Below are 22,725 nucleotides of genomic sequence, written 5' to 3' on the forward strand. Positions count from 1 at the left end.
CAATAAAGCAAAGCAAGCTAGCTTCCCCTAAGGGTGTGCTGGCGTGTTATTATCCAAGATTGTTTTGAAGTGAGGATGCTTTCATGGGTGTTGTGGCCAAGCGGTCGTCGATGATCTTTTACTCAGGTGGTGATGATCATTTCAGTCATCGTGTGCGCATTGTGCTGGCCGAGAAGGGGGTCGCCGTTGATATCGTCGATGTTCTCGACGAAAAACCACCAGAAGAGCTGGCAGACCTCAATCCGTACAACAGTGTACCGACACTGTTAGATCGTGACCTGGTGCTTTATGAGTCCAAAGTCATGATGGAGTATCTGGATGAGCGTTTCCCGCATCCTCCGTTGTTGCCTGTTTACCCAGTGGCTCGGGCGCAAAGTCGTCTATGGATGCACCGCATTGAGCGTGAGTGGTGTCCAATGGTTGATCAGATTCGCAGCGGTGGAAAGAAAGAAGCGGATAAAGCGCGTAAAGAGCTACGCGAAAGCTTAATTGGTATATCACCAATTTTTGAAGATATGCCGTATTTCATGAGCGAAGAGTTTACGCTAGTGGATTGCTGTTTAGCGCCTGTGTTGTGGCGTTTGCCGGATCTCAATATTGAACTGCCTGAAAAGCAGGTTAAGCCGTTGCTGGCATATATGTCACGTGTATTTGAGCGTGAAGCGTTTAAGGCATCTTTAAGTGAGCGTGAAAAAGAGATGCGCGCTTGAATTCATTCGGCTCCCGTTCGCTTGTTAGAGGCAGGGAGCCTTACTTGTAAGGAGGAGGGAGTCTAGATGAAATCGAGTCGCCCCTATCTCGCCAGAGCGCTTTATGAGTGGCTGCTGGATAATGAGCTAACGCCTTATCTGGTGGTGGATGCTACTTTGCCAGGCGTCGAGGTGCCTCGCCAGTTTGTTCAGAATGGCCAGATCGTTTTGAACGTGGCACCTACTGCCGTGCGCGATCTTTTTATGGAGAATCAGGCAATAGGCTTTAATGCCCGCTTTGGTGGGCAGCCGATGCAGGTGATGATTCCGACGCCGGCTTTGATTGCTATCTATGCCCGGGAAAATGGCGCTGGAATGGTTTTTGGCCATGAGCCTGAGCTGGGTGAAGACGCCGAATCTTTTGGGGATATTGAGGACGACGAGAAAGCCTCTGGTAAGCCTGAGCTTTCAGTCACTGAGCCAGTTCATGATGAACATGGCGATCCCAAAACTTCAGCCGAAACCTCTGATAAAGCTTCTAAAGCTAAGAAAAAACCAACGCTACGGGTTGTTAAATAACGTGAGTTAAATAACGCCAGTGGAGTGGATTAAAAAGCCTCGCTTTTATCAAGCGAGGCTTTTTTATGCGAGTTGGCAATAAAAGTACGTACAGATTAGTCGATGTAGTCAAACACCTTGACGATTCGTTGTACGCCGCCAACTGCGGAGGCTGCATTGACGATGCGGTCGGCTTCTGCACGCGTCACGCTACCCATCAGATAAACGCTGGCGTTTTCTGTAGTCACTTTTAGTTTAGAAGAATCAATATGGTCATTAGTTGCCAGTTGGCTGATGACGTTGGTGGTTAGCCATGTGTCCGTCAGGCGCTGGCTGGCCGGTAGGCGAGCGGCAATGGTGAGTTCGTTATGAACTTCATTGACCCCACGTAAGCTGCTGGTGACTTCGCCCGCCATCGCGCGAAGCTCTTCACTAGGCACTTGTCCCACCAATAGCACCACACCGTTATAGGCATGGGCGCGGATACGAGCGTCGCCGAGTCGCGCATCGGCACGCTCAAGTGCGTCGTCAACTTCGCGCTCTATGGTGGCATCAATGGCTTCAACGTCGTCGCTACGTTGGGCATAGTTTGACTGATTGGAAGCGGAGTTATTGGCACAGCCGCTGATAAACATTACCGCGCAAAGCGCAGCAGCGATAAAACCGCGAGAGGAGAGGTGCTGGGGCATCGGTATGGCTCCTTGGTGCTAGCTAGCTGTTAAAAATTAATCAAAGTCCGTTTATGTTAACGCTATAAACAAGGACTGCTGGTGTTTAAGCGCTGCCAAACAGTTGTTCGTCGATAAGATCGCATAGGCAGTGAATGACCAAAAGATGAACCTCTTGGATGCGCGCCGTCGAGGTGGCAGGAACGCGGATTTCACAATCATCCTGGCCTAGCAGCGAGGCCATATCGCCGCCATCGCGACCGGTAAGGGCGACAACGGTCATATCACGATCATGCGCCGCCTGGATAGCTTGCACAATATTGCCTGAATTGCCGCTAGTTGAGATAGCCAGCAGCACGTCACCCGGCTGGCCCAGTGCGCGGATCTGCTTTGAAAATACCTCATTATAGCTATAGTCGTTAGCGATAGACGTTAGCGTGGATGTGTCGGTGGTAAGCGCTAACGCAGGCAGGCTTGGCCGTTCGCGTTCGAAACGGTTGAGCAGTTCAGAGGAGAAGTGTTGGCTGTCGCCTGCACTGCCGCCATTGCCGCAGCTAAGTATTTTTCCTTCGCTAACAAGGCACTGCACCATCATTTGGCTTGCCACTTCAATAAAGGGCGGAAGCACTTCGCTGGCATACGTTTTAGTGTCGATGCTGGCGTTAAAGTGGCCGAGTATCCGAGATTGAAAGTCCATCAGGGCTTCCTGGTTAAATTAAAGTGTAAAGACCGTTTTTAAAGACAGTCAAAAGGCATCAAAAGCAGCTTTCACCCAGTGAAAATCAAGATCGGGGGACTTGCCAGTAATCGCCAGGATATCAAAGCGGGATGGCGATGAAAGCCCACCGCGAGCGATATATAACCTGGCTGCACGAACCAATCGCTGCTGTTTCTGGTGGGTGACCGTTTCTAGAGGATGTCCATAGCGCGTCGTCGTGCGATGTTTAACTTCGACAAAGACGAGAATATCGCCATCTCGCATTACCAAGTCAAGCTCACCCCCTTTCACGTGATGATTCTGCGTGACGAGGGTGAGTCCCTGTTGGCGCAGCCATTGAGCAGCTATCTGCTCAATGGCTGCGCCGCGGGCACGAGCGGTATGGGCGTTATTCGTCACTGACGTTACGGTTAGGGATCAAAATAGGCGATGGAACACCGTTTTGGAATTTTGCCCAAGGCAGCTCACGGTAAATGCGGCCGTCGTCGTTTAAGTAAAGCATGCCGGTACTGCCGTTCAAGCCGTTGAGCTCGTTAAGATTTGAGAAGCGAATTGCCAGCTCGTAAGCATCAACACCCATGGCCATTAGGCGGAACATAGACGCATCCGATTCATCGCGTAGGCTCTGATAGGTGGATGCAAAAGGAAGCGCTTCTTCACCACCAACCGCAGCATCGGGGATTTGCCAGGGGATATCCATAAACATGACATCGTTTAAATCTTGATCAAGGCGCGTTTGCAAGCGGCCTTCATGTAAATGCGATGTGGCATAAATTGGCAGATCGGGGGCGTAATAATAGTCCATGGTGGGCGGCACTTGGCGCGCATATTCCGGTAACGCGAGTAGGAAAAGTGCGTCAATATTGCTTAGGCGGGCGCGTTCGCCGCTGACATTGAGAGCGGTTTGTACCGCATTAGAGACTGAGCTATCAGGGTTATAGCGTACGGCGTTGGCAACTTCACCGCCTTGGCTATGCCACTCATTCCAAAAGGCTTCACCTACGCGGCGCCCCCAGTCGTTATCAGGCACCATCATGGACATTTGGCGGTGGCCATCCTGCCACGCACGGCGAGCCGCTTGGCGTGCTTCATCTTCAGCGGAGAGGCCGTACTGGAATAGCCGCTGTGCTTGGTTGTTATCGCCACTGCCATAGTTGAGCGCCAGCGTAGGAAGGGGAACACTATCGCGTTGCTCTAGCTGGGTGACTTGGCTTTTATCTAATGGGCCAATCATTAGTTGCGCGTTCATTTGCTGGGCGCGGTCATAGAGCTCATCAAGTGAGTAGCGCGACGCGTCGAGAAAGCTGAGTTCGGTATTGCCGCCTTTAACATCATGGTGCTGACGCATGGCGGTAGCGATGGTGTTAGCGACGCTGCTAAGTGGGCCAGATTCGGGCAGTGCAACCACGATACGGCGTATTGCCTGACCTTCAAGCTCAGGCAGTGCGACCGTTACCGCGCCAGGTTGGTCAAGCGCTTCACGAGCCCAGCGCTGACGCTCTGCAAGCCTCTCTTGCTGGCTAGCCTGCATTGGTAGTTCGTCGTCGAGTACTTGTGTGGCGCGTAACACGGCGCGTGGTTCGTCCAGTGCGCGGGCAAGTTCGGAAAATAGCAACGCCCAGCGCACACGATCAGGCTCTGATAGCAGGCTTTCATCGATTCCGTCGGCGGTTTCAAAGGCTCTGTCGCGCTCACCCTGCCTCGCCAGAATGTTGGCTGCTTCCAGGCGCGTTTTAGCTGCTTGTTCGGGTGCCTGCTGTTCCGCTTGGTTGAGTAATTGACCTGGGTCTTCAACAGGCACGCGGTCTACCACGCTTGGCGACTGCATCGCACAGCCAGCAACGAGAAATGCCACAAGGGCAGCGGCGAGTAAGCCACGTAATGACTGTTTCATGTATCCTTCCTTAAGTTTCCATTTGCGCTGTCGCTGCTTGCCAGCGTTTGCCGAGGCTACGGCACAAGCATAGCGCACCGATAGAGCAAGCCATCAACGAATTGAGAGTCAACAATGCCAGACCATAATCCGGGTACATTGTACGTGGTTGCCACGCCAATTGGGAATTTGGACGACTTAACCGCACGTGCCGCTCGGGTATTAGGGCAAGTCGCGCGGGTTGCAGCTGAAGATACCCGCCATAGCGGCCGCCTGTTGGCGCACTTAGGCTTGAATAAGCCGATGGTCTCCTTACACGAACACAATGAAGCGCGTCGTGTGGATACCTTGGATAGCTATCTCGCCGCAGGAGAAGATATTGCCTTAATCAGCGATGCAGGAACACCGTTGATTAGCGATCCAGGTTTTGTGTTGGTTCGTGAGCTGCGGGCGCGAAACCGCCATATCGTGCCGATTCCTGGCCCCTGTGCGTTGATCACCGCGCTGTCAGGAGCCGGGCTGCCCACCGACCGATTCGTATTTGCTGGCTTTTTGCCCGCTAAGCCAGGTGCTCGACGTCAAGCACTAGAAGGCTGGAAAACCCGTGAAGAGACGTTGGTGTTTTACGAGTCGCCTCACCGTATTGTGCACACCCTTGAGGCGCTGCAGGAGCAAATGGCCGGGCGGGATGTGGTATTAGCGCGTGAGCTAACCAAAACTTTTGAGACATTTTTGCACGGAACGCCTGAGAGTTTGCTTGAGCAGTTGGCGGCTGACCCTAATCAAGCTCGCGGCGAATTCGTCATTATTGTGGCTGGCGCTCCGCCGGTTGAGCAGAGTGAACATCAGAATATATCAGCGGAGGCCTTGCTAGAGGCACTGCTGGCAGAGGGCGTGGGCGTTAAGCAGGGCGCTGCGATTGCCTCGCGAATGCTCGGTGGGCGTAAGCAAGCTTGGTACGCTCGTTTGCAAGCAATTAAAGGCGAGCATTGAGGCAAGTCGAGGGCGCTGGTATGCTTGCCGCCGGAGTTGGCCAGACAGTCGCCGCTAATACCTCTTAAAAGGTGTTGGGGGAGGAAAGTCCGGGCTCCATAGGGCAGAGTGCCAGGTAACGCCTGGGCGGTGTGAGCCGACGGAAAGTGCAGCAGAGAGTAGACCGCCTAAGCCCCTGAAATAAACCTCTGGGGCCGGTAAGGGTGAAAGGGTGCGGTAAGAGCGCACCGCGCGCCTGGTAACAGTGCGTGGCATGGTAAACCCCACTCGGAGCAAGACCAAATAGGGACCCAATGGCGTGGCCCGCGCTGGGTCCGGGTAGGTTGCTTGAGCGCTGTGGTAACGCAGCGCCTAGAGGAATGGCTGTCCACGACAGAACCCGGCTTATCGGCCGACTCCCCCATTTCCACATCAGGGCGTGCATGCACGCTCTTTATTACGTTGTCTCTAACATCTTGTGTGAGAAAAAAATGCCTTCTCCTGACGCTGAACAGGTTGCTTCCCGCTTTCGCCATACCAGCGTACTACTGGAAGGTGCTATTGATGCCCTGGTGCATGACGATCAAGGCGTCTATTTAGACGGTACTTTCGGGAGAGGCGGTCACTCAAGGGTAATTCTTGACCGTCTGACCGAGCAAGGTCAGCTGCTCGCCATGGATCGCGACCCCCAAGCCATTGCCGCAGCGGCTGACATTGATGATTCGCGTTTCCAGATTACCCAGCGTGAGTTTGCCCAGCTTGCCGAGTTTGCTCGTGAGCAAGGCGTGTTCGGTAAGCTTTCAGGGGTGCTGCTTGATGTAGGCGTTTCCTCCCCTCAGCTTGATGATCCCGAGCGCGGTTTTAGTTTTATGCGTGATGGCCCGCTGGATATGCGCATGGATCCTACCCAGGGACAAAGTGTTGCTGAATTCTTGGCGCGTGCCAGTGAGGCTGATATTGCCTACGTGTTTAAAACCTATGGTGAAGAGCGTTATGCCAAGCGTTTAGCCCGGGCGGTGGTCGCTCGTCGAGTCGAGAAGCCATTCACCCATACGGTGGATTTGGCTGAAGTACTTAAAGTTGCTCACCCCGCCTGGGAAAAAGGGCGTCACCCAGCCACCAAAGCGTTCCAAGGGCTGCGTATATTCGTCAACGGCGAGCTTGAGCAGTTAGACAGTGCGCTTGATGCGGCGCTTGAGGCGCTTGCCCCCGGCGGTCACTTAGTGGTGATCAGTTTTCACTCGCTGGAAGATCGCCGCGTGAAGCGTTTTATCCGTCATCATGTGCGCGGTGACACTGACCTTCCGCGTGGGGTGCCTATTCGCGACGATCAAATGAATCGGCGTCTTGAGGCGTTAGGTAAAGGCGTGCGGCCAAGTGAGGAAGAAGTGGATGCTAATCCTCGCGCACGAAGTGCCGTCATGCGGGCTGCACGCAAGCGGATGTAATCACGGATGTCATCACGGATGTAATCATGAGCATGGATCGGATTGAGCAGTGGGCAACCACGCTACGCACCGAATGGCCTTTCAAGCTACGTCTGCGCGCCTGGCCACTGGTTATTAGCCTGCTATTTTTACTCTGCATGGCCTCTGGGTTAGCTGTTGTCATTACTACGCATATGACGCGGGTGCAATTTGCTCAGCTGCAACAGCTAGAGCAAGAAGAGAACCAGCTGCAAACAGAGTGGGGGCAGCTGCTGCTTGAAGAGGGCGCATGGTCAACGCCCGCCCGCATTGAGCAAATTGCCACTGAGCGCTTGGGCATGAGAATCCCCGATGTCCATGATGTTGAGGTGATTAGGCCATGAGAAGCGAGCGTCGCGGAGGCACCTCTCGTCAGGCCCCGATTGCACCTCCTCTTGGAGGCGGCCGGTTCGTATTTATTTTATTGGCGATTGGTTTGGCATCCGCTATTTTAATCGGCCGCATTACGCTGCTTCAGGTTATTGACCGCCCCTTTCTGCAAAGCCAGGGCGACGCACGTACTCTTCGTCACGAAACTATCCCCGCCCACCGCGGCATGATTACAGACCGCAATGGCGAACCGTTGGCGATTTCCACGCCAGTGGTCACCCTCTGGGCCAATCCGCAAGAACTGCCCGACGATGCTATACAGCGTGTAATGCTAGCCCAGGCGTTAGGGATGACGCTGGATGACTTTGAGTCGCGTGTAGCACGCTTTAGCGAGCGTGAATTTATGTACTTACGCCGCCAAATGACGCCCGCCGCGGCCCAGCAGATCCTTAATCTACGGACCCCCGGTGTCTATCCCCAGCGTGAATACAAGCGCTACTATCCTGCTGGTGAAGTGGCGGCGCAATTATTGGGCGTCACCAATGTTGATGACATTGGACAAGAAGGTTTAGAACTCTCCTATCAGCCCTATTTGGCCGGCCACCCTGGACAGCGACGGGTAATTAAAGATCGCCGCGGGCGTCTGGTGCGTGAGCTTGGCGTGATTAACGAAGCCCAGCCGGGGGGGGGGCTCACCTTGGCTATCGATCAACGTATTCAGTATATGGCCTACCGCGAGCTGCGCGCGGCGGTTGCTGAGAATGAGGCTGATGGTGGCGTGCTGGTAATGATGGATGCGCGCACGGGGGAAGTGTTGGCAATGGCGAATTTGCCCTCCTATAACCCTAATAACCGGGCAGGACTCGATCCGCGTGGGTTACGTAACCAAGCACTGGTGGATGTATTTGAGCCTGGCTCGGTCATGAAGCCGCTGGCCATGGCAGCTATTTTGGAAAGCGGGGTGGTAGACCGCGATGCCATAGTGGATACATCGCCCGGTTGGATGCGGCTGGACCAATTTACGATTCGCGATTTTCGTAACTATGGCAAGTTGGATCTGGCCGGTATCCTGGAGAAGTCATCGAATATCGGTATGTCACGCTTAGCGCTGCAACTGAGCGATACTGCCCTTTGGGAAAAATATAACCAGTTAGGGTTAGGACAAGCGCCCGGTACAGGCTTTCCTGGTGAGTCGACGGGTAGTTTGCCCGCACCGGTGCGCTGGTCGCGCAGTGAGCGAGCGGCGCTCTCTTATGGCTATGGACTCTCTGTTTCCGCGGTGCAGCTAGCGAGTGCTTACACAGCGTTAGCTAATGATGGTGTTCGTTTGCAGCCCTCTCTTTTACGCCTTTCTGAACCCCCTCAGGGCATTCCTGCTATATCGCCTACGGTTGCGAATGATCTGCTCAATATCTTGGAAACCTCGGTAGCCGCTTATACCGGTGGTCGGCGAGCCCGTGTGGAAGGTTATCGCGTGGGAGGGAAAACGGGCACCGTGCGTAAGACCGGACAGCAAGGCTATACCACCGATGCTTATCGCAGTGTGTTTGCAGGGATTGCGCCTATTTCTGATCCGCGTATCGTCACTGTAGTCATGATTGATCACCCCAAGGCCGGCGAATTTTATGGTGGTGCTGTTGCCGCCCCGGTTTTTTCCAGCGTAACGGGTAATGCTTTGCGCTTATTGGATGTTCCGCCGGATCACGATGCCGAGTAGTTTTTCTAAGGAGTTTGCATGACGCTGAGTTCAGTCGATGTGGTGTCGGCGCTTGCGCACGTATGGCCTAATTCACCACTGCCCGCCGACCTGCCTGATCGAGTACGCATAGAAATGGATTCCCGCAAGCTACAAACGGGCGATGTTTTTGTGGCAGTACCGGGCAGCCAGCGTGATGGTCGCGATTTTATCGAGCAAGCGCTCGAGGCGGGTGCTGCGCTTGTGTTAGCGCAAGGCGAGCCCGGTCAGGTGTTGCTTGAAGGCCGCGTGCTGAAACTGCCGCATCTTTCGGTGCGCTTGGGTGAGTTAGGGCGCGCCATGTTTAAAGTGCCTAATGATCTTGAAGTGATTGGCGTGACCGGTACCAACGGTAAAAGCTCCGTCACTCATTATATCGCTGCACTTAGCGAGACATTAGGAACGCCCACCGGACTGATTGGTACGTTGGGTGTAGGGCGCCCCGGTGAGTTGCGCGATAGCGGCTTAACCACGCCTGGCTCCTTAGCGCTGCAGGCGACATTGGGTGAGCTTGCCAGCCAGGGTGTGCGGCGTGTGGCGCTTGAGGCCTCTTCCCATGCGCTGGATCAGTACCGCTTGGAAGCGGTAAACGTAAGCGTAGGCGTGTTTACCAATCTGACTCGCGACCATTTGGACTACCACGGCAGTATGGCCGCCTATGCGGCATCCAAAGCGAAGCTTTTCCGGCGCTCTGAGCTCCGTCTAGCGGTAGTCAATGGCGATGACCCCTTAGCACGCTTAATGCTGGCAGGTTGCAACAGTAATGTACGGGTGCTGGCGACGGGTAAAGATGAAGCCGTTACCTTGCGCGTGCTGGACTGGCAGCCCTCTGAGCAGGGGCAGCAGGCAATGATTGCGACACCCGATGGCGAGAAAATGCTCAGCTTAGGCTTAATGGGGCGTTTTAATTTAGATAACGTGCTGTTAGCGATGGCTGTGTTGTACGGATTAGGCGAATCACTCGACGACCTCTTCTCCTCCGCCTCTTCGCTGACGCCGGTGCCGGGCAGGATGGAGCGCTATGGTGATGACAGCACGCCTACCGTGGTGGTGGATTATGCGCACACGCCGGATGCGCTTCATAGCGCGCTACAAGCGCTGCGTGCCCATCTGGGTGATGCTGGCAAATTGTGGTGTGTATTCGGCTGCGGGGGAGAGCGTGATACGGGTAAACGAGCCGAAATGGCTAAAGCTGCCGAGGCGCTGGCCGACCACATTATCGTTACCGATGACAATCCTAGGCACGAGTCCGCTGAGCAAATCCGCCAACAGATTTTGTCTGGGTTCTCTGATACCGCGCACCCTATTGAAATGGGGGACCGCCAGAAGGCCGTGGCCACCGCTGTTCAGCAGGCGGCTGTTCAGGATGTCGTGCTTATCGCCGGAAAAGGCCATGAGGCGTATCAGGATATCCAAGGGGTTCGCCATGCCTATGCCGATAGCGAAGAGATCCAGCGTGCCTTCGCTGGGCGGAGAAGCGACTAATGCAGTGGACACTTGGCCAGCTCGCCTCTGTGCTGGGTATTGAGGCGCCTGCTGATAAGGCGCAGCTGCTAGTCAGTTCAGTCGTAACTGATAGCCGCAAGATCGAGCCTGGCTGCCTGTTTGTTGCCCTTAAAGGCCCCCGCTTTGACGGTCATGATTTTGTTGCGCTTGCCCACGAGCTCGGTGCCGTAGCGGCATTGGTAGAGGCGCCCGTTGCTGTCGACTTACCCCAGCTGGTATGTCCGGATACACGTTTGGCCCTGGGGCTGATTGCCGGTGCGCACCGGCGCGCATGGCATGGTCCCGTGGTAGCCGTCACCGGCAATAGCGGTAAGACGACCGTCAAAGAGATGTGTGCTGCTCTGCTAGCGCCTTTAGGCGACGTATTAGCCACTCAAGGTAATCTGAATAACGACTTTGGCGCGCCGCTGACCTTATTACAATTGCGGCCGCATCATCAAGCCGCGGTGATTGAGCTGGGCGCTAATCATTTAGGTGAAATCGCCTGGACAGCCCCGCTGTCCAAGCCCGATGTGGCGATTATTACCAATGTCACCGGTGCCCATGTGGGCGAGTTCGGAGGCATGGGGCAGATTGCCCAGGCGAAAAGTGAGCTGCTGGTCGGGCTGGGCGAGCAGGGTACTGCTGTTCTGAATAGGGATGATCACTATTTTACGTTTTGGGCTGCTCGTGCGGCTCCGCGGCGGGTGGTGAGCTTTGGTTTTCACCCCGAGGCGGATGTGAGCGCCGCAGCGCTTTCCTGTGATTCGCAAGGGCGGTATGCTTTCACGCTATTGCAGCATGGTCGAGCGCTGGGCCAAGTGCGTTTGCCGTTACTGGGCAAGCACAATGTCAGTAATGCGTTGGCCGCTGCAGCTGCGGCATTAATGCTCGGCGTGCCGGAAGAGCAAGTTATATCACGCCTGGAATCGCTGCAAGCGCTTGCCGGTAGGTTGGTCGTGGTATCCGGATTGCGGGGTGGCACTGTGCTGGATGACACTTATAATGCCAATCCTGGCGCGGTCAAAGTGGCCCTGGATACCTTGGCCAGCTTTCCTCCGCCACGCTGGTGTGCGTTAGGGGCGATGGGCGAACTGGGGGAAGCATCGGCTGCGCTGCACGCCGATATCGGCCACTACGCCGCCGAGCTTGGTATTGATGAGCTGTTAACGCTGGGCGAGGCCGCACGTCCCGCCAGCGAAGCCTTTGGTCGTGGGCTGCACTTTAACGATCACGAGACGCTAACGCGTTATGTCACTCATACTTTGCCGCCTGACACCACGTTGCTGGTGAAAGGGTCGCGCAGTGCGGGCATGGAACATGTCGTCAATGCACTGCGTTCGGATAAATAAGGTAAACGCCGTTCATGTTACTTCACTTGGCGAATTTTCTGTCGCAGTACCAATCTGATTTTCAGGTCGTTAACTATTTAACCCTTCGCGTAATTTTAGGCGCTCTCACGTCGTTAATGCTCTGCTTATGGCTGGGGCCATGGATGATTCGGCGCCTGGTGGAAGGGCAGATCGGGCAATCCGTGCGTGACGATGGGCCGCAGTCCCACCTCTCAAAAGCGGGCACCCCCACCATGGGTGGGGCAATGATTTTGCTGGCCATTGCCATCAGCACCTTGTTATGGGGTGACTTAACCAACCTTTATATCTGGGTGGTGCTAGGCGTCACGCTCGGCTTCGGCGCCATCGGTTGGGTCGATGATTACCGCAAAGTAGTGGAAAAAAATCCACGCGGTTTACCCGCTCGCTGGAAGTATTTCTGGCAGTCGGTGGTGGGTTTGGGGGCGGCGCTGTTGCTCTATTTAACCGCCTCCACGCCGGTCGAGACCAGCCTGCTGGTGCCGCTGTTCAAAGAGGTGGCGCTGCCGCTCGGGGTCTTCTATATCGTGCTTACCTATTTCGTGATTGTAGGGAGCTCCAACGCCGTCAATCTAACTGATGGCTTAGATGGCCTAGCTATTATGCCGACGGTGCTCGTGGCCATGGGCTTATCGGTATTCGCTTATGCCAGTGGCAACACCGTTTTCGCCGAATATCTGCATATTCCGTTTATTGCCGGAACCGGTGAATTAGCCGTGTTCTGCGCAACGATTGCTGGCGCTGGGCTGGGGTTTTTATGGTTTAACACTTATCCCGCCCAGGTCTTTATGGGCGACGTAGGTGCCTTGGCGTTAGGGGCTGCGCTGGGTGTGGTGGCCGTGATCGTACGCCAGGAGATTGTGCTGTTTATCATGGGCGGTGTTTTTGTCATGGAAACGGTGTCGGTCATCCTTCAGGTGGGATCCTACAAGCTCACCGGGCGTCGTATCTTCCGAATGGCGCCTTTGCATCATCACTATGAATTGAAAGGCTGGCCTGAGCCACGGGTCATTGTCCGTTTTTGGATTATTACCGTGGTGCTAGTGCTGCTTGGTCTCGCAACGCTCAAAGTTCGTTAATGCATCTGACCATGAGTGCGTCGACTGATCGTTGGCATGATGCGAGAGGGAGCTTGTAATGGTTCAAGTAGCTAAGGGAGTAACGCTGGTTGTCGGGCTGGGGCTTTCCGGTCGGGCGATCTGCCGTCATTTAAGTCGCTTAGATGTACCTTACATGGTAGCGGACACGCGGGCCGAACCGCCGGGGCTTGATGATTTTCGCGCCGCGCATCCGGGGGTGGAAATTCACTGCGGCTCGCTTACTGAGCTGGACCTGCGCGATGTGGAAGAGGTAGTGGTAAGCCCTGGGCTTGACCCAAGAATGCCGGGCTTAAAAGAGCTGGCGGATCAGCTAAATCCTCGCACTGGGGAGCCGATGGTGGTGGGTGAGATGGCCCTGTTCGTGCGTGCCGCGAAGGCGCCCATTGCTGCTATCACCGGTTCTAATGCGAAGTCGACGGTGACCACACTGCTCGGTGAAATGGCAGCGGCGGCAGGCGTGAATGCGGCAGTGGGCGGTAATTTGGGCACCCCCGCGCTGGACTTGTTGGCCAGCCACCCGGATGCCGCGCTCTATATCCTTGAACTCTCGAGCTTTCAGCTGGAGACGACTCCTTGTCTGGGGGCGAGCTGTGCCGCGTTCCTGAACCTGTCCGAAGACCACCTTGATCGTCACGGTGATATGCAAGGTTATCGAGCTGCAAAACAGCGTATCTTTATCGGCGCCCAGCACGCGGTGGTGAATGGGGATGACCCTCTGACATGGCCTGACTATCCCGTTGACCAAGTGGCCTACTTTTCCCATGACGCTCCGGTGGAGGGCCAGTGGGGGCTGGCGCGTGATCAAGGTGAGTTAATGCTGATGCAGGGTGACACGCCCTGGTTGAGCATTGACAAGTTACGCATGACTGGGCAGCACAATTACCTTAATGCACTGGCTGCGCTGGCGATGGGGCAGGCATTAGGGTTTGCAGCGGCGCCCATGTGTCGCGCACTGCGTGACTTTAAAGGGCTGGCACATCGCAGCGAAATGATAGCGCGTATCAACGATGTCACCTGGGTTAACGACACCAAGGGCACCAATGTGGGCGCTACTCTGGCGGCCATCAATGGCATTGGCGTTACGCTGGAAGGACGTTTGATTTTATTGGCCGGTGGGGTTGGCAAGGGCGCGGACTTTACCCCGTTGGCCGGGCCTTTGAAGAAGTGCGCGCGTCATGTGCTGCTGTTTGGGTTGGATGCTCCGCGATTGGCGGAGGCGTTGGATGGTCACGTAACGACTCAGCAAGTAGACGATCTAACTCAGGCCATGCAAGCAGCGTTTGAAATCGCTCAGCCTGGAGACTGCGTGCTGCTATCACCTGCCTGTGCAAGCCTGGATCAGTTTGCTAATTACCAAGAACGCGGCGAGGTATTTCGCCGCTGGGTGCACCAACAGGCAGCGTCCACTACTGGGGGAGCGTCATGAGCCGACTTCAGCGTCTGCGTACTGTTCTTTCCACGCGGGATTTGCCCTGTGATATCTGGCTGGTGATGGCGGCAGTAGCCTTAGCGGGTTTGGGCTGGGTAATGGTGAGTTCGGCATCAATTGGCTTACTGGAAGATACTTACCACTACTCCCGCCAGCACGGCGTTTTCCTAGTACTCGCTATCATGGCATGTGTATTTATGCTCTGTGTGCCGCTGGAAGCCTGGCGCCAGAATGCTGCGCTTATTCTGCTTGCCTCTATCTTTCTGTTGGTTCTAGTACTGATTATTGGACAGGAAATTAACGGCAGTAAGCGCTGGATAGCATTGCCGGGGCCATTGCCTAGTTTGCAGGTCTCTGAATTTGCCAAAATCGGGCTGATTTTTTATATGGCGGCGTTCATGTCGCGTTTTACTTATGACCTGCGTCGCCGGGCGTTCAGTATGTGGCGCCCGCTTGCCGTGCTGGCAGTGCCTGTTGGGCTGCTTTTCTTAGCGCCTGATTTTGGCGGCATGGTGGTCTTTACCATTTGTGTGATTGGCATGCTGATGATGTGCGGTGCGTCGTTGGTGCTGTTAATGGGTAGCGGGTTGTTGCTAGGTTCTGGTGCGGTTGTGATGGTGTTGATTGAACCCTATCGGCTAGCGCGTTGGACCAGTTTTTTGGATCCCTGGGCCGATCAATTTGCGACTGGCTACCAATTAACCCAGGCGTTGATTGCTTTTGGGCGGGGCCATGTAACCGGTACGGGTCTGGGTAACAGCGTTCAGAAATTGCACTACCTGCCTGAGGCGCATACCGACTTTATCTTTGCGGTGATCGCCGAAGAGTTGGGTATGATCGGCGCGATTATTGTCGTGCTGCTGTTTACGCTATTTATTGCGCGCGCTATGTGGGTAGGGCGCAAAGCGGAGATGGCCGGGCATCTTTTTGGCGCTTATGTAAGTTACGGCATTGGGTTTGTTGTGGCTGCGCAGGCATTTATTAATATGGCGGTAAGTTCGGGGCTGTTGCCAACCAAAGGTTTAACATTGCCGCTAATGAGCTATGGCGGTTCTAGTCTATTGGTAACTGGCGTGATGGTGGGGCTGCTGCTGCGCACGGATGCCGAAACGCGTCATCGCCCCCGACGTGCGTCCACCCCGTATAAATCGCGCCATGAACCGCGTTTATCGTAACGTTATGCCGCTTGGTGCTATCAGGAGTTTGATGTGAAGACTAATGTTAGGCGACGAGTGCTGATAATGGCAGGTGGCACCGGCGGCCATGTGTTCCCAGCGCTTTCACTCGCTAAAGCACTGCAGGCGCAGCAGGTGGATGTTGAGTGGCTGGGCAGCCCCAGAGGGATTGAGAACCGACTGGTGCCTGAAGCGGGTATTAAATTACATACTATTGCCATTAGCGGGCTACGCGGCAACGGCATAGCCGGCTGGCTGAAGGCGCCGTTGAACCTCTCCCGTGCAGTCTTAGAAGCGCGGACGGTGATTCAAGAGTTCAAACCGCATGTTGTGGTTGGCCTGGGTGGTTTTGCCAGTGGCCCAGGCGGGTTAGCGGCTTGGTTGACACGTATCCCCCTGGTTATCCATGAACAGAACGCTGTGGCAGGGCTGACAAATCGCGTTTTATCGCGACTGGCTAAGCGTACCTACGCCGCCTTCCCAGAAGCCTTTGGCTCGCGCGCCGAAGTGATTGGTAATCCCGTACGTGACGATATTGCTGCCTTGGGTAGTACACCGCGGAATGTTGACGAGCTCTCTGCACGGCCACTGCGTCTGCTAGTGGTGGGGGGCTCGCTTGGCGCAGTGGCACTAAACGAACGCTTGGCGCCAGCGCTTGCTGCACTGCCTGTTGAGCAGCGACCCGAGGTCCGCCATCAGGCGGGTAATGATCGTGATGTTGCGACTGCCGAAAATTATCAGCAGCACGGCGTAAACGCTGAGGTTAGTCCCTTTATTGATGATATGGCTGCTGCTTATGAGTGGGCCGATTTAGTGGTATGCCGCTCTGGTGCGCTCACCGTGGCCGAGCTGGCTGCCGCCGCCAAGCCTTCACTGCTGGTGCCTTTTCCCTTTGCGGTCGATGACCATCAGCGTATCAACGCGCAGGTGTTAGTTAAGGCGGGCGCCGCCAAGTGCGTTGTACAGTCTGAGTTGACGGTTGAGCGTTTAAGCGACTTTTTAAATGAATTGCTCGTCCCCAATACCCTGGCTGCGATGGCGGCGAACGCCCGTCAGGCCGCGCATTTGGATGCGACTCAGCGCTTGGCTGAAGGGTGTTTGGCGATGATAAAGCTAGGAGATTCTGCGTGATCGATAAAGACAAACCCACGGCACCCTCACGTGGCACTCCCGCTGGCCCAGGCATGCGTCGCATTCGACGCATTCATTTTGTGGGTATAGGTGGCGCCGGTATGTGCGGTATCGCAGAGGTGCTAGCCAACCAGGGCTACATCGTCAGCGGTAGTGATATGAAAAACTCTTCAGTCGTAGAGCGGCTGCGCCAATGCGGTGTATGCGTGGCGATCGGTCATGCTGAAGAAAACGTAGAAAGCGCCGACGTGGTGGTGGTGTCTAGCGCAATCGATGAAACCAACCCTGAAATTCGCTGGGCCCACGAGCATCGTGTACCGGTCGTGCGCCGGGCTGAGATGCTCGCCGAGCTGATGCGCTTCCGTCACGGTATTGCCGTGGCGGGTACCCATGGTAAAACCACCACGACCAGTTTGACGGCGACGCTGCTGGCAGAGGGGGGGTTAGACCCGACCTTTGTTATCGGCGGCAAGCTGACCAGCGCCGGTACTAATGCTCGCCTGGGCGAGGGCGACTATCTTGTTGCCGAAGCCGATGAGTCCGATGCCTCATTTCTGCACCTGCAGCCAATGGTATCCATCGTTACCAATATCGATGCTGACCATATGGCGACCTATGGCGGTGATTTTGAGCGGCTGAAAAGTACCTTTATCGAATTTCTGCATAATCTACCGTTTTATGGCCTGGCGGTGCTGTGTATCGATGACCCGCATGTCCGTGTGCTGTGCGATCAGGTGAAGCGGCAATTTGTGACCTATGGGTTTGATAGCGATGCTGACTATCGCATTGTCGATTTTGCCCAGCGCGAAGGAGAAGTTTCGTTTACTGCGTTACGCCCAGGTGGCGCTGAGCCGCTAGCGGTACGCTTGGCCATGCCTGGGCGGCACAATGCTCTCAACGCCATGGCGGCCATTGTGGTGGCTACTGATGCAGGCGTCAGCGATAGTGCAATTTTGAGTGGGTTGGCGAGCTTTGCAGGCGTGGGTCGTCGGTTTCAGGTGCATGGGCATTTCCCTGCACCTAAAGGCGGCGGCGACATCATGCTGGTGGATGACTACGGTCACCATCCGCGTGAAGTCGACATGGTTATTCAGGCCGTTCGCGCTGGGTGGCCCGAGCGCCGCCTGGTGATGCTTTACCAACCCCATCGCTATAGCCGTACCCGCGATTTGTATGAAGACTTTGTACGCGTACTTTCCCAAGTCGATACGTTGGTGCTGCTCGATGTTTACAGCGCCGGTGAAGCTATTATTCCTGGTGCCGAGGGAAGGACCCTGGCCGGGTCGATTCGCCAGCGCGGAGAAGTCGATCCACTCTTTGTCGAGCATAAGCACGAGTTACCGGTGCTGTTAGCCAATGTGTTACGGCCAGGCGATATTTTAATTACCCAGGGTGCTGGTGATGTGGGGGGGATTTCCCTGCGTCTGGCACAGGCACAGCTAGCGATGAACGAGGTAGACTTGTGAGCGTTGACGTAACAACCCCTGAGTCGCATGGAAAAGTCGTTGTCGTTTACGGCGGTACGTCTGCTGAACGCGAGGTATCGCTTAAAAGCGGGGCGGCAATACTTGAGGCCCTTCAGCGTAAGGGCGTCGATGCCTGTGGTTATGACCCCCGCGAAAGCGGCCTGGTGGGATTAGAGCAGTTGGCTCCTTCAGTGGTCTTCGTTGCCTTGCATGGGCGCGGCGGTGAAGACGGCACGCTGCAGGGGGCGTTGGAGTTACTCAATATCCCTTACACCGGTAGCGGAGTGCTCGCTTCAGCGCTGGGCATGGATAAGCAGCGCACCAAGCAGGTATGGAGTGCGGTTGGCTTGCCGACACCCGAGAGCATCATGCTGGATGCCGGTTCGGATTGGTCAGCCGTGGTCGCCCGGCTTGGCTTGCCGCTGATTGTGAAGCCCGTGCATGAAGGCTCAACGCTAGGTATTAGCATTGTCAAAAGTCAGGCGGCGCTTGAGGCTGCGTATCACGAGGCGGCGCAGTTCGACGCACGCGTAATGGCAGAGCGCTTTATCGTCGGCGACGAGTACACGGTCGCGCTGCTGGGTAGCCAGGTATTGCCAGCGATTCGCGTTGAAGTGCCGGGCGGTTTCTACGACTACGAAGCGAAATATATCGCCAATACCACTCAATACCATTTGCCGTGTGGGCTGCCCACGGAGCAGGAGGCGGCGTTAGCGGATATATGCCAACAGGCGTTTGCCGCGATTGGCGGCGTTGGCTGGGGGCGAGTGGATGTCATGCGCGATAGCGAAGGGCGTTTCTGGCTGCTGGAAGTTAATACCGTGCCTGGGATGACCGACCATAGCTTGGTTCCCCAGGCAGCGGCACATGCGGGTATCTCATTTGACGAGCTAGTGATGGAAATTTTGAATACCGCTGGCAGGCAGTTATCGCTATGACGAGTTTGTTATGAAGGGTGCCTTATGAAAAGGCGTAATGCCTGGTTGGGCGTTATTCTATTAGCCTTGCTGATGGGCGCCGGTGGCCGGGCGCTTTGGTTGTGGCTAGACCGCCCGATTGAGCGGGTGTCAATTCGCGGTGAATGGGAATATGTCAGCGCTGACTATCTGCGTACCCAATTGGCGCCCTTGGTGGTCGATGCCACCTGGCTTTCGGCGGATCTGGGTGAGCTGCGCGACCGCGCTTTGCAAGTGGGCTGGTTAAATGAAGTGCGTATTACCCGTGAGTGGCCCAATGCGTTAGTCTTTGAACTAATTGAACAACAGCCGGTCGCACGCTGGAATGATGATTTTTTACTTAACCCAGAAGGCGAGCCTTTCGCATTTGCCCCCTTAAACCCGCCCTCAGGTTTGCCTGATTTGGCCGGTCCCGGCGGTAGCAGTGAAGAAGTGTTAACCTATTATCATCGTCTAAAGCGTCACTTTGAGCAGTTATCGCTTGATCTTACGCAACTCCGTTTAGAGCCACGCGGCGCATGGCGGCTGCAATTAAATGAAGGCGCTTGGGTGATGTTAGGACGTCGGCAGCATGAAGTCCGTTTGGCACGTTTATCGGCTTCATGGCAACGCGAGTTGAATTCGCTAAGCGAGCAAATTCGCTATATAGATCTGCGTTACCCTAATGGTGTCGCTGTCGCTTGGCACGGAGAAAGTGAATTTGCTGTGCAAGATGAGTAACTCTTCTATTACTTGATGCAAATAAGGTGTAAAAGTGAGTGGTTGCCATCGTTGAAAAAGCCAATAATCGGCTTTAAATTGCTTTCTATGCCTATTATTGTGGGTTGATGCTAGTCGTATTGCGACTATTGTTTCTATACTATGGGCCAGACGCTGGTTAAGTGGTTTTTAATTTCAGCTATTTGTAATTAGTGAGTGTCAGAAAAAACCACTGTTTATTTTGGATAGCACGCTTTCAATGTTAAGCGCTGGATTAAGCGGCACCCAATTAATATTTATTTTTTAACAATCACGCAAGGAGATTTCCCGACTCATGGCAGGCTCACCCAACGCATCCAATATGGTGGTCGGGCTGGACATTGGAACGTCCAAGGTCGTCGCGATAGTCGGTCAACCCACCGATGACGGCGGAATTGAAATTGCCGGTATTGGTTCGCACCCTTCGCGTGGTATGAAGCGTGGTGTTGTGATCAATATTGAATCAACGGTGCAGTCTATCCAGCGCGCAGTTGAAGAAGCCGAGTTGATGGCTGGCTGTGATATCCATTCAGTATATGTTGGCGTGGCCGGTAGTCATATCAGTTCAATGAACTCTGACGGTGTTGTTGCTATTAAAGAGCGTGAAGTGACACCTTCTGATATTGAGCGCGTTATTGATTCTGCTCGGGCGCGCGCTATTTCTGAAGGCCAGCGGGTATTGCATGTATTGCCCCAAGAGTTTTCGATTGATGCTCAGGGGGGGATTCGCGAGCCGCTAGGCATGTCCGGGGTGCGCTTGGAAGCTCAAGTGCATTTAGTGACGGCCGCCTTAAACGCAGTGCAGAATATAGAGAAATGCGTACGTCGCTGCGGGCTAGAGGTAGATGCTATTATTCTGGAGCAGCTAGCCTCAAGCATGGCAGTGCTGACAGAGGATGAGCGTGAGCTGGGCGTCTGTATGGTGGATATCGGCGGCGGCACGACTGATATGGCTATTTTCAGTGAAGGCGCCATACGTCACACGGCGGTTATACCTATTGCTGGTGACCAAGTGACTAACGATATTGCCATGGCCCTGCGAACGCCAACCCAACACGCTGAAGAGATTAAAGTTAAATACGCTTGCGCGCTAACTCACTTAGCGTCAAGCGATGAAATGATTAAAGTACCTAGCGTAGGTGATCGACCTGCGCGTGATCTATCGCGCCAAGCACTGGCTGAAGTGGTAGAGCCGCGCTACGAAGAGCTATTTACGCTAGTAAGAGATGAATTGCGCCGAAGTGGCTATGAAGACATGGTGGCTGCTGGGATTGTACTTACCGGTGGAACCTCGCGCATGGAAGGGGTTAGCGAATTGGCGGAAGAGATTTTTCATATGCCGGTTCGCATCGCATGTCCGCAGAATGTAAGAGGTTTGGCGGACGTGGTTCGTAACCCAATTTATGCGACGGGCGTAGGTCTGCTGCATTATGCCTTGCAGGAAACGCGTTATGGGCAAGGCCTAAAAAACCACGGGGGAGTGGTTGCTGCCCATAAGGGGCGCAATGAGCTTTCCCGGCGTGATATCAAGGAAGACCATTCGGCGCTGGCTAGAATTAAAGGCTGGTTCAAAGGAAATTTCTGACAGGGCCGCAAGCGCGGTTCAGGAGACGGGGCTTATGTTCGAATTGGTAGATAACGCACCCTCGAGCAGTGCGGTCATCAAAGTGGTTGGTGTTGGCGGCGGTGGCGGCAATGCTGTTAACCACATGGTCGAAAGCAATATTGAAGGCGTTGAGTTTATCTGCGCTAACACTGACGCTCAGGCGCTTAAACGCTGTTCAGCAAAAACCGTGCTGCAGCTGGGTAGCGAAATCACTAAAGGATTAGGCGCAGGTGCCAATCCCGACGTGGGACGCCAGGCGGCTATGGAAGACCGTGAGCGTATCGCGGAATTGCTGGTAGGCGCTGATATGGTGTTTATCACTGCTGGCATGGGCGGGGGTACCGGCACTGGTGGTGCTCCTGTAGTGGCACAGGTCGCCAAAGAGCTAGGGATTCTCACCGTCGCGGTGGTGACTCGCCCCTTCCCCTTTGAAGGGCCGAAGCGAATGCGTGCCGCTGAGGAGGGCATGAAAGAGCTTTCCGAGCATGTTGATTCGTTGATCACTATCCCTAACGAGAAGCTGCTTTCCGTGCTGGGCAAAAATGCGACATTGCTAACGGCTTTCAGTGCGGCTAACGACGTGCTGCTGGGCGCTGTGCAAGGTATCGCAGAGCTGATTACCAGCCCAGGTATCATTAACGTCGATTTTGCTGATGTTCGCACCGTGATGTCTGAAATGGGCATGGCGATGATGGGTACCGGTGGGGCGACGGGCGAGAATCGTGCTCGTGAAGCTGCCGAAAAAGCCATTCGCAGCCCGTTGCTGGAAGATATCGATCTTCATGGCGCACGGGGTATTCTGGTCAACATCACCGCTGGCCCTGACTTGTCCATCGGCGAATTCAATGACGTCGGTGCCACTGTTCAAGAGTTTGCGTCTCCGGATGCAACTATAGTGGTGGGCACCTCCATAGATATGGAAATGTCCGACGAGCTACGTGTAACCGTTGTGGCTGCTGGTTTAGATGGGCAAAAACCTAAGGCTTCTTCGCGCGAGCCTGCCCGTCGGTCAGCCGCAGAATCCTCGGATTACCGCAAGCTACAACAGCCAACGGTAATGCGTCAGCAGGCGACAGCGCGCGCTGAAGCAACCGAAACTGCCGCTAAACCTCGTCCTGAAAAGCGTCGCTCTACTGAAGCCGATGACTATTTGGACATCCCCGCGTTTTTACGCCGTCAGGCGGATTGATTCTACAAAACAGCTTTATTGCAACAGTTGGCGAGCGTTTTATTGGCTAAAACGCTCGCTTGCTGTTAAAG

General features: G+C 54.9%; 21 protein-coding genes and 1 other RNA gene. 18 read left to right on the plus strand and 4 right to left on the minus strand.

The features are described from left to right. Nucleotides 1–83 precede the first annotated feature (83 nt). Together sspA and Q3Y66_RS07440 are read left to right on the plus strand one after the other, a co-directional pair. On the plus strand, nucleotides 84–710 hold the full coding sequence (gene sspA, locus Q3Y66_RS07435) for a stringent starvation protein SspA (protein WP_008958673.1): 627 nt from the start codon (nucleotides 84–86) through the stop codon (nucleotides 708–710). Between the two features lie 66 nt (nucleotides 711–776). Further along, nucleotides 777–1,268, plus strand: coding sequence for a ClpXP protease specificity-enhancing factor (locus tag Q3Y66_RS07440; protein WP_008958674.1), 492 nt, complete (start codon nucleotides 777–779; stop codon nucleotides 1,266–1,268). 95 nt (nucleotides 1,269–1,363) lie between these two features. Here Q3Y66_RS07440 and Q3Y66_RS07445 read toward each other — a convergent pair whose 3' ends face one another. The 4 genes from Q3Y66_RS07445 to Q3Y66_RS07460 form a co-directional block, all read right to left on the minus strand. Beyond that, entirely contained in the window at nucleotides 1,364–1,936 is a 573-nt protein-coding gene (locus Q3Y66_RS07445) for a BON domain-containing protein (RefSeq protein ID WP_008958675.1), read from the minus strand. Nucleotides 1,937–2,021: 85 nt separating this feature from the next. Beyond that, nucleotides 2,022–2,612, minus strand: coding sequence for a phosphoheptose isomerase (locus Q3Y66_RS07450; protein ID WP_008958676.1), 591 nt, complete (start codon nucleotides 2,610–2,612; stop codon nucleotides 2,022–2,024). Nucleotides 2,613–2,660: 48 nt separating this feature from the next. Beyond that, nucleotides 2,661–3,032 carry a YraN family protein gene (locus tag Q3Y66_RS07455; RefSeq protein ID WP_008958677.1) on the minus strand — a complete coding sequence of 124 codons (372 nt, stop codon included), beginning with the start codon at nucleotides 3,030–3,032 and terminating at the stop codon, nucleotides 2,661–2,663. Next, nucleotides 3,022–4,527, minus strand: a complete 1,506-nt coding sequence (locus Q3Y66_RS07460; RefSeq protein ID WP_008958678.1) for a penicillin-binding protein activator — start codon at nucleotides 4,525–4,527, stop codon at nucleotides 3,022–3,024. The genes Q3Y66_RS07455 and Q3Y66_RS07460 overlap by 11 nt, the downstream gene beginning before the upstream one ends. Before the next feature lie 114 nt (nucleotides 4,528–4,641). On the opposite strand from Q3Y66_RS07460, the gene rsmI reads away from it, so the two are divergent. The 16 genes from rsmI (at nucleotide 4,642) to ftsZ (ending at nucleotide 22,654) form a co-directional block, all read left to right on the plus strand. Next, a complete protein-coding gene (gene rsmI, locus Q3Y66_RS07465; protein ID WP_008958679.1) occupies nucleotides 4,642–5,499 on the plus strand; it encodes a 16S rRNA (cytidine(1402)-2'-O)-methyltransferase in 858 nt (285 codons plus the stop codon). Between the two features lie 32 nt (nucleotides 5,500–5,531). Further along, an RNA gene (gene rnpB / locus Q3Y66_RS07470) (RNase P RNA component class A) lies at nucleotides 5,532–5,902 on the plus strand. Nucleotides 5,903–5,969: 67 nt separating this feature from the next. Beyond that, the gene (rsmH, locus tag Q3Y66_RS07475; protein ID WP_008958680.1) at nucleotides 5,970–6,926 is read left to right on the plus strand and encodes a 16S rRNA (cytosine(1402)-N(4))-methyltransferase RsmH; all 957 of its coding nucleotides are present in this window, start codon (nucleotides 5,970–5,972) and stop codon (nucleotides 6,924–6,926) included. A 26-nt stretch (nucleotides 6,927–6,952) separates the two neighbouring features. Beyond that, a complete protein-coding gene (gene ftsL / locus Q3Y66_RS07480) occupies nucleotides 6,953–7,288 on the plus strand; it encodes a cell division protein FtsL (protein WP_008958681.1) in 336 nt (111 codons plus the stop codon). After that, nucleotides 7,285–8,991, plus strand: coding sequence for a penicillin-binding protein 2 (locus tag Q3Y66_RS07485; RefSeq protein ID WP_008958682.1), 1,707 nt, complete (start codon nucleotides 7,285–7,287; stop codon nucleotides 8,989–8,991). Before ftsL ends, Q3Y66_RS07485 begins: the two co-directional genes overlap by 4 nt. A gap of 18 nt (nucleotides 8,992–9,009) precedes the next feature. Continuing rightward, nucleotides 9,010–10,494, plus strand: coding sequence for a UDP-N-acetylmuramoyl-L-alanyl-D-glutamate--2,6-diaminopimelate ligase (locus Q3Y66_RS07490; RefSeq protein ID WP_008958683.1), 1,485 nt, complete (start codon nucleotides 9,010–9,012; stop codon nucleotides 10,492–10,494). Next, entirely contained in the window at nucleotides 10,494–11,846 is a 1,353-nt protein-coding gene (gene murF, locus Q3Y66_RS07495; RefSeq protein WP_008958684.1) for a UDP-N-acetylmuramoyl-tripeptide--D-alanyl-D-alanine ligase, read from the plus strand. The genes Q3Y66_RS07490 and murF overlap by 1 nt, the downstream gene beginning before the upstream one ends. A gap of 14 nt (nucleotides 11,847–11,860) precedes the next feature. Further along, entirely contained in the window at nucleotides 11,861–12,943 is a 1,083-nt protein-coding gene (gene mraY / locus Q3Y66_RS07500; protein ID WP_008958685.1) for a phospho-N-acetylmuramoyl-pentapeptide-transferase, read from the plus strand. 58 nt (nucleotides 12,944–13,001) lie between these two features. Then, the gene (gene murD, locus Q3Y66_RS07505; RefSeq protein WP_008958686.1) at nucleotides 13,002–14,390 is read left to right on the plus strand and encodes a UDP-N-acetylmuramoyl-L-alanine--D-glutamate ligase; all 1,389 of its coding nucleotides are present in this window, start codon (nucleotides 13,002–13,004) and stop codon (nucleotides 14,388–14,390) included. Continuing rightward, nucleotides 14,387–15,568: a putative lipid II flippase FtsW gene (gene ftsW, locus Q3Y66_RS07510; RefSeq protein ID WP_008958687.1), complete on the plus strand. Its 1,182-nt coding sequence runs from the start codon at nucleotides 14,387–14,389 to the stop codon at nucleotides 15,566–15,568. Before murD ends, ftsW begins: the two co-directional genes overlap by 4 nt. A 33-nt stretch (nucleotides 15,569–15,601) precedes the next feature. Then, nucleotides 15,602–16,699, plus strand: a complete 1,098-nt coding sequence (gene murG / locus Q3Y66_RS07515; RefSeq protein WP_238528557.1) for an undecaprenyldiphospho-muramoylpentapeptide beta-N-acetylglucosaminyltransferase — start codon at nucleotides 15,602–15,604, stop codon at nucleotides 16,697–16,699. A gap of 53 nt (nucleotides 16,700–16,752) precedes the next feature. Then, nucleotides 16,753–18,165, plus strand: a complete 1,413-nt coding sequence (gene murC, locus Q3Y66_RS07520) for a UDP-N-acetylmuramate--L-alanine ligase (RefSeq protein WP_050805309.1) — start codon at nucleotides 16,753–16,755, stop codon at nucleotides 18,163–18,165. Continuing rightward, nucleotides 18,162–19,103 carry a D-alanine--D-alanine ligase gene (locus tag Q3Y66_RS07525; RefSeq protein ID WP_008958690.1) on the plus strand — a complete coding sequence of 314 codons (942 nt, stop codon included), beginning with the start codon at nucleotides 18,162–18,164 and terminating at the stop codon, nucleotides 19,101–19,103. Before murC ends, Q3Y66_RS07525 begins: the two co-directional genes overlap by 4 nt. Nucleotides 19,104–19,127: 24 nt before the next feature. After that, nucleotides 19,128–19,841, plus strand: a complete 714-nt coding sequence (locus Q3Y66_RS07530) for a cell division protein FtsQ/DivIB (RefSeq protein WP_008958691.1) — start codon at nucleotides 19,128–19,130, stop codon at nucleotides 19,839–19,841. A 313-nt stretch (nucleotides 19,842–20,154) separates the two neighbouring features. Continuing rightward, nucleotides 20,155–21,444, plus strand: coding sequence for a cell division protein FtsA (ftsA, locus tag Q3Y66_RS07535; protein ID WP_008958692.1), 1,290 nt, complete (start codon nucleotides 20,155–20,157; stop codon nucleotides 21,442–21,444). A gap of 34 nt (nucleotides 21,445–21,478) precedes the next feature. Further along, nucleotides 21,479–22,654, plus strand: coding sequence for a cell division protein FtsZ (gene ftsZ, locus Q3Y66_RS07540; RefSeq protein WP_008958693.1), 1,176 nt, complete (start codon nucleotides 21,479–21,481; stop codon nucleotides 22,652–22,654). Nucleotides 22,655–22,725 lie beyond the last annotated feature (71 nt).

The organism is Halomonas sp. HAL1 (assembly GCF_030544485.1).
In the GTDB taxonomy this organism is placed as follows: domain Bacteria; phylum Pseudomonadota; class Gammaproteobacteria; order Pseudomonadales; family Halomonadaceae; genus Vreelandella; species Vreelandella arctica.

Excerpts from the sequence above, each read along its gene's own strand:
- sspA (WP_008958673.1), top strand. The coding sequence starts at position 84 with ATGGGTGTTGTGGCCAAGCGGTCGTCGATGATCTTTTACTCAGGTGGT.
- Q3Y66_RS07440 (WP_008958674.1), top strand. The coding sequence starts at position 777 with ATGAAATCGAGTCGCCCCTATCTCGCCAGAGCGCTTTATGAGTGGCTG.
- Q3Y66_RS07445 (WP_008958675.1), bottom strand. The coding sequence starts at position 1,936 with ATGCCCCAGCACCTCTCCTCTCGCGGTTTTATCGCTGCTGCGCTTTGC.
- Q3Y66_RS07450 (WP_008958676.1), bottom strand. The coding sequence starts at position 2,612 with ATGGACTTTCAATCTCGGATACTCGGCCACTTTAACGCCAGCATCGAC.
- Q3Y66_RS07460 (WP_008958678.1), bottom strand. The coding sequence starts at position 4,527 with ATGAAACAGTCATTACGTGGCTTACTCGCCGCTGCCCTTGTGGCATTT.
- rsmI (WP_008958679.1), top strand. The coding sequence starts at position 4,642 with ATGCCAGACCATAATCCGGGTACATTGTACGTGGTTGCCACGCCAATT.
- rsmH (WP_008958680.1), top strand. The coding sequence starts at position 5,970 with ATGCCTTCTCCTGACGCTGAACAGGTTGCTTCCCGCTTTCGCCATACC.
- ftsL (WP_008958681.1), top strand. The coding sequence starts at position 6,953 with ATGAGCATGGATCGGATTGAGCAGTGGGCAACCACGCTACGCACCGAA.
- Q3Y66_RS07485 (WP_008958682.1), top strand. The coding sequence starts at position 7,285 with ATGAGAAGCGAGCGTCGCGGAGGCACCTCTCGTCAGGCCCCGATTGCA.
- Q3Y66_RS07490 (WP_008958683.1), top strand. The coding sequence starts at position 9,010 with ATGACGCTGAGTTCAGTCGATGTGGTGTCGGCGCTTGCGCACGTATGG.
- murF (WP_008958684.1), top strand. The coding sequence starts at position 10,494 with ATGCAGTGGACACTTGGCCAGCTCGCCTCTGTGCTGGGTATTGAGGCG.
- mraY (WP_008958685.1), top strand. The coding sequence starts at position 11,861 with ATGTTACTTCACTTGGCGAATTTTCTGTCGCAGTACCAATCTGATTTT.
- murD (WP_008958686.1), top strand. The coding sequence starts at position 13,002 with ATGGTTCAAGTAGCTAAGGGAGTAACGCTGGTTGTCGGGCTGGGGCTT.
- ftsW (WP_008958687.1), top strand. The coding sequence starts at position 14,387 with ATGAGCCGACTTCAGCGTCTGCGTACTGTTCTTTCCACGCGGGATTTG.
- murC (WP_050805309.1), top strand. The coding sequence starts at position 16,753 with ATGCGTCGCATTCGACGCATTCATTTTGTGGGTATAGGTGGCGCCGGT.
- Q3Y66_RS07530 (WP_008958691.1), top strand. The coding sequence starts at position 19,128 with ATGAAAAGGCGTAATGCCTGGTTGGGCGTTATTCTATTAGCCTTGCTG.
- ftsA (WP_008958692.1), top strand. The coding sequence starts at position 20,155 with ATGGCAGGCTCACCCAACGCATCCAATATGGTGGTCGGGCTGGACATT.
- ftsZ (WP_008958693.1), top strand. The coding sequence starts at position 21,479 with ATGTTCGAATTGGTAGATAACGCACCCTCGAGCAGTGCGGTCATCAAA.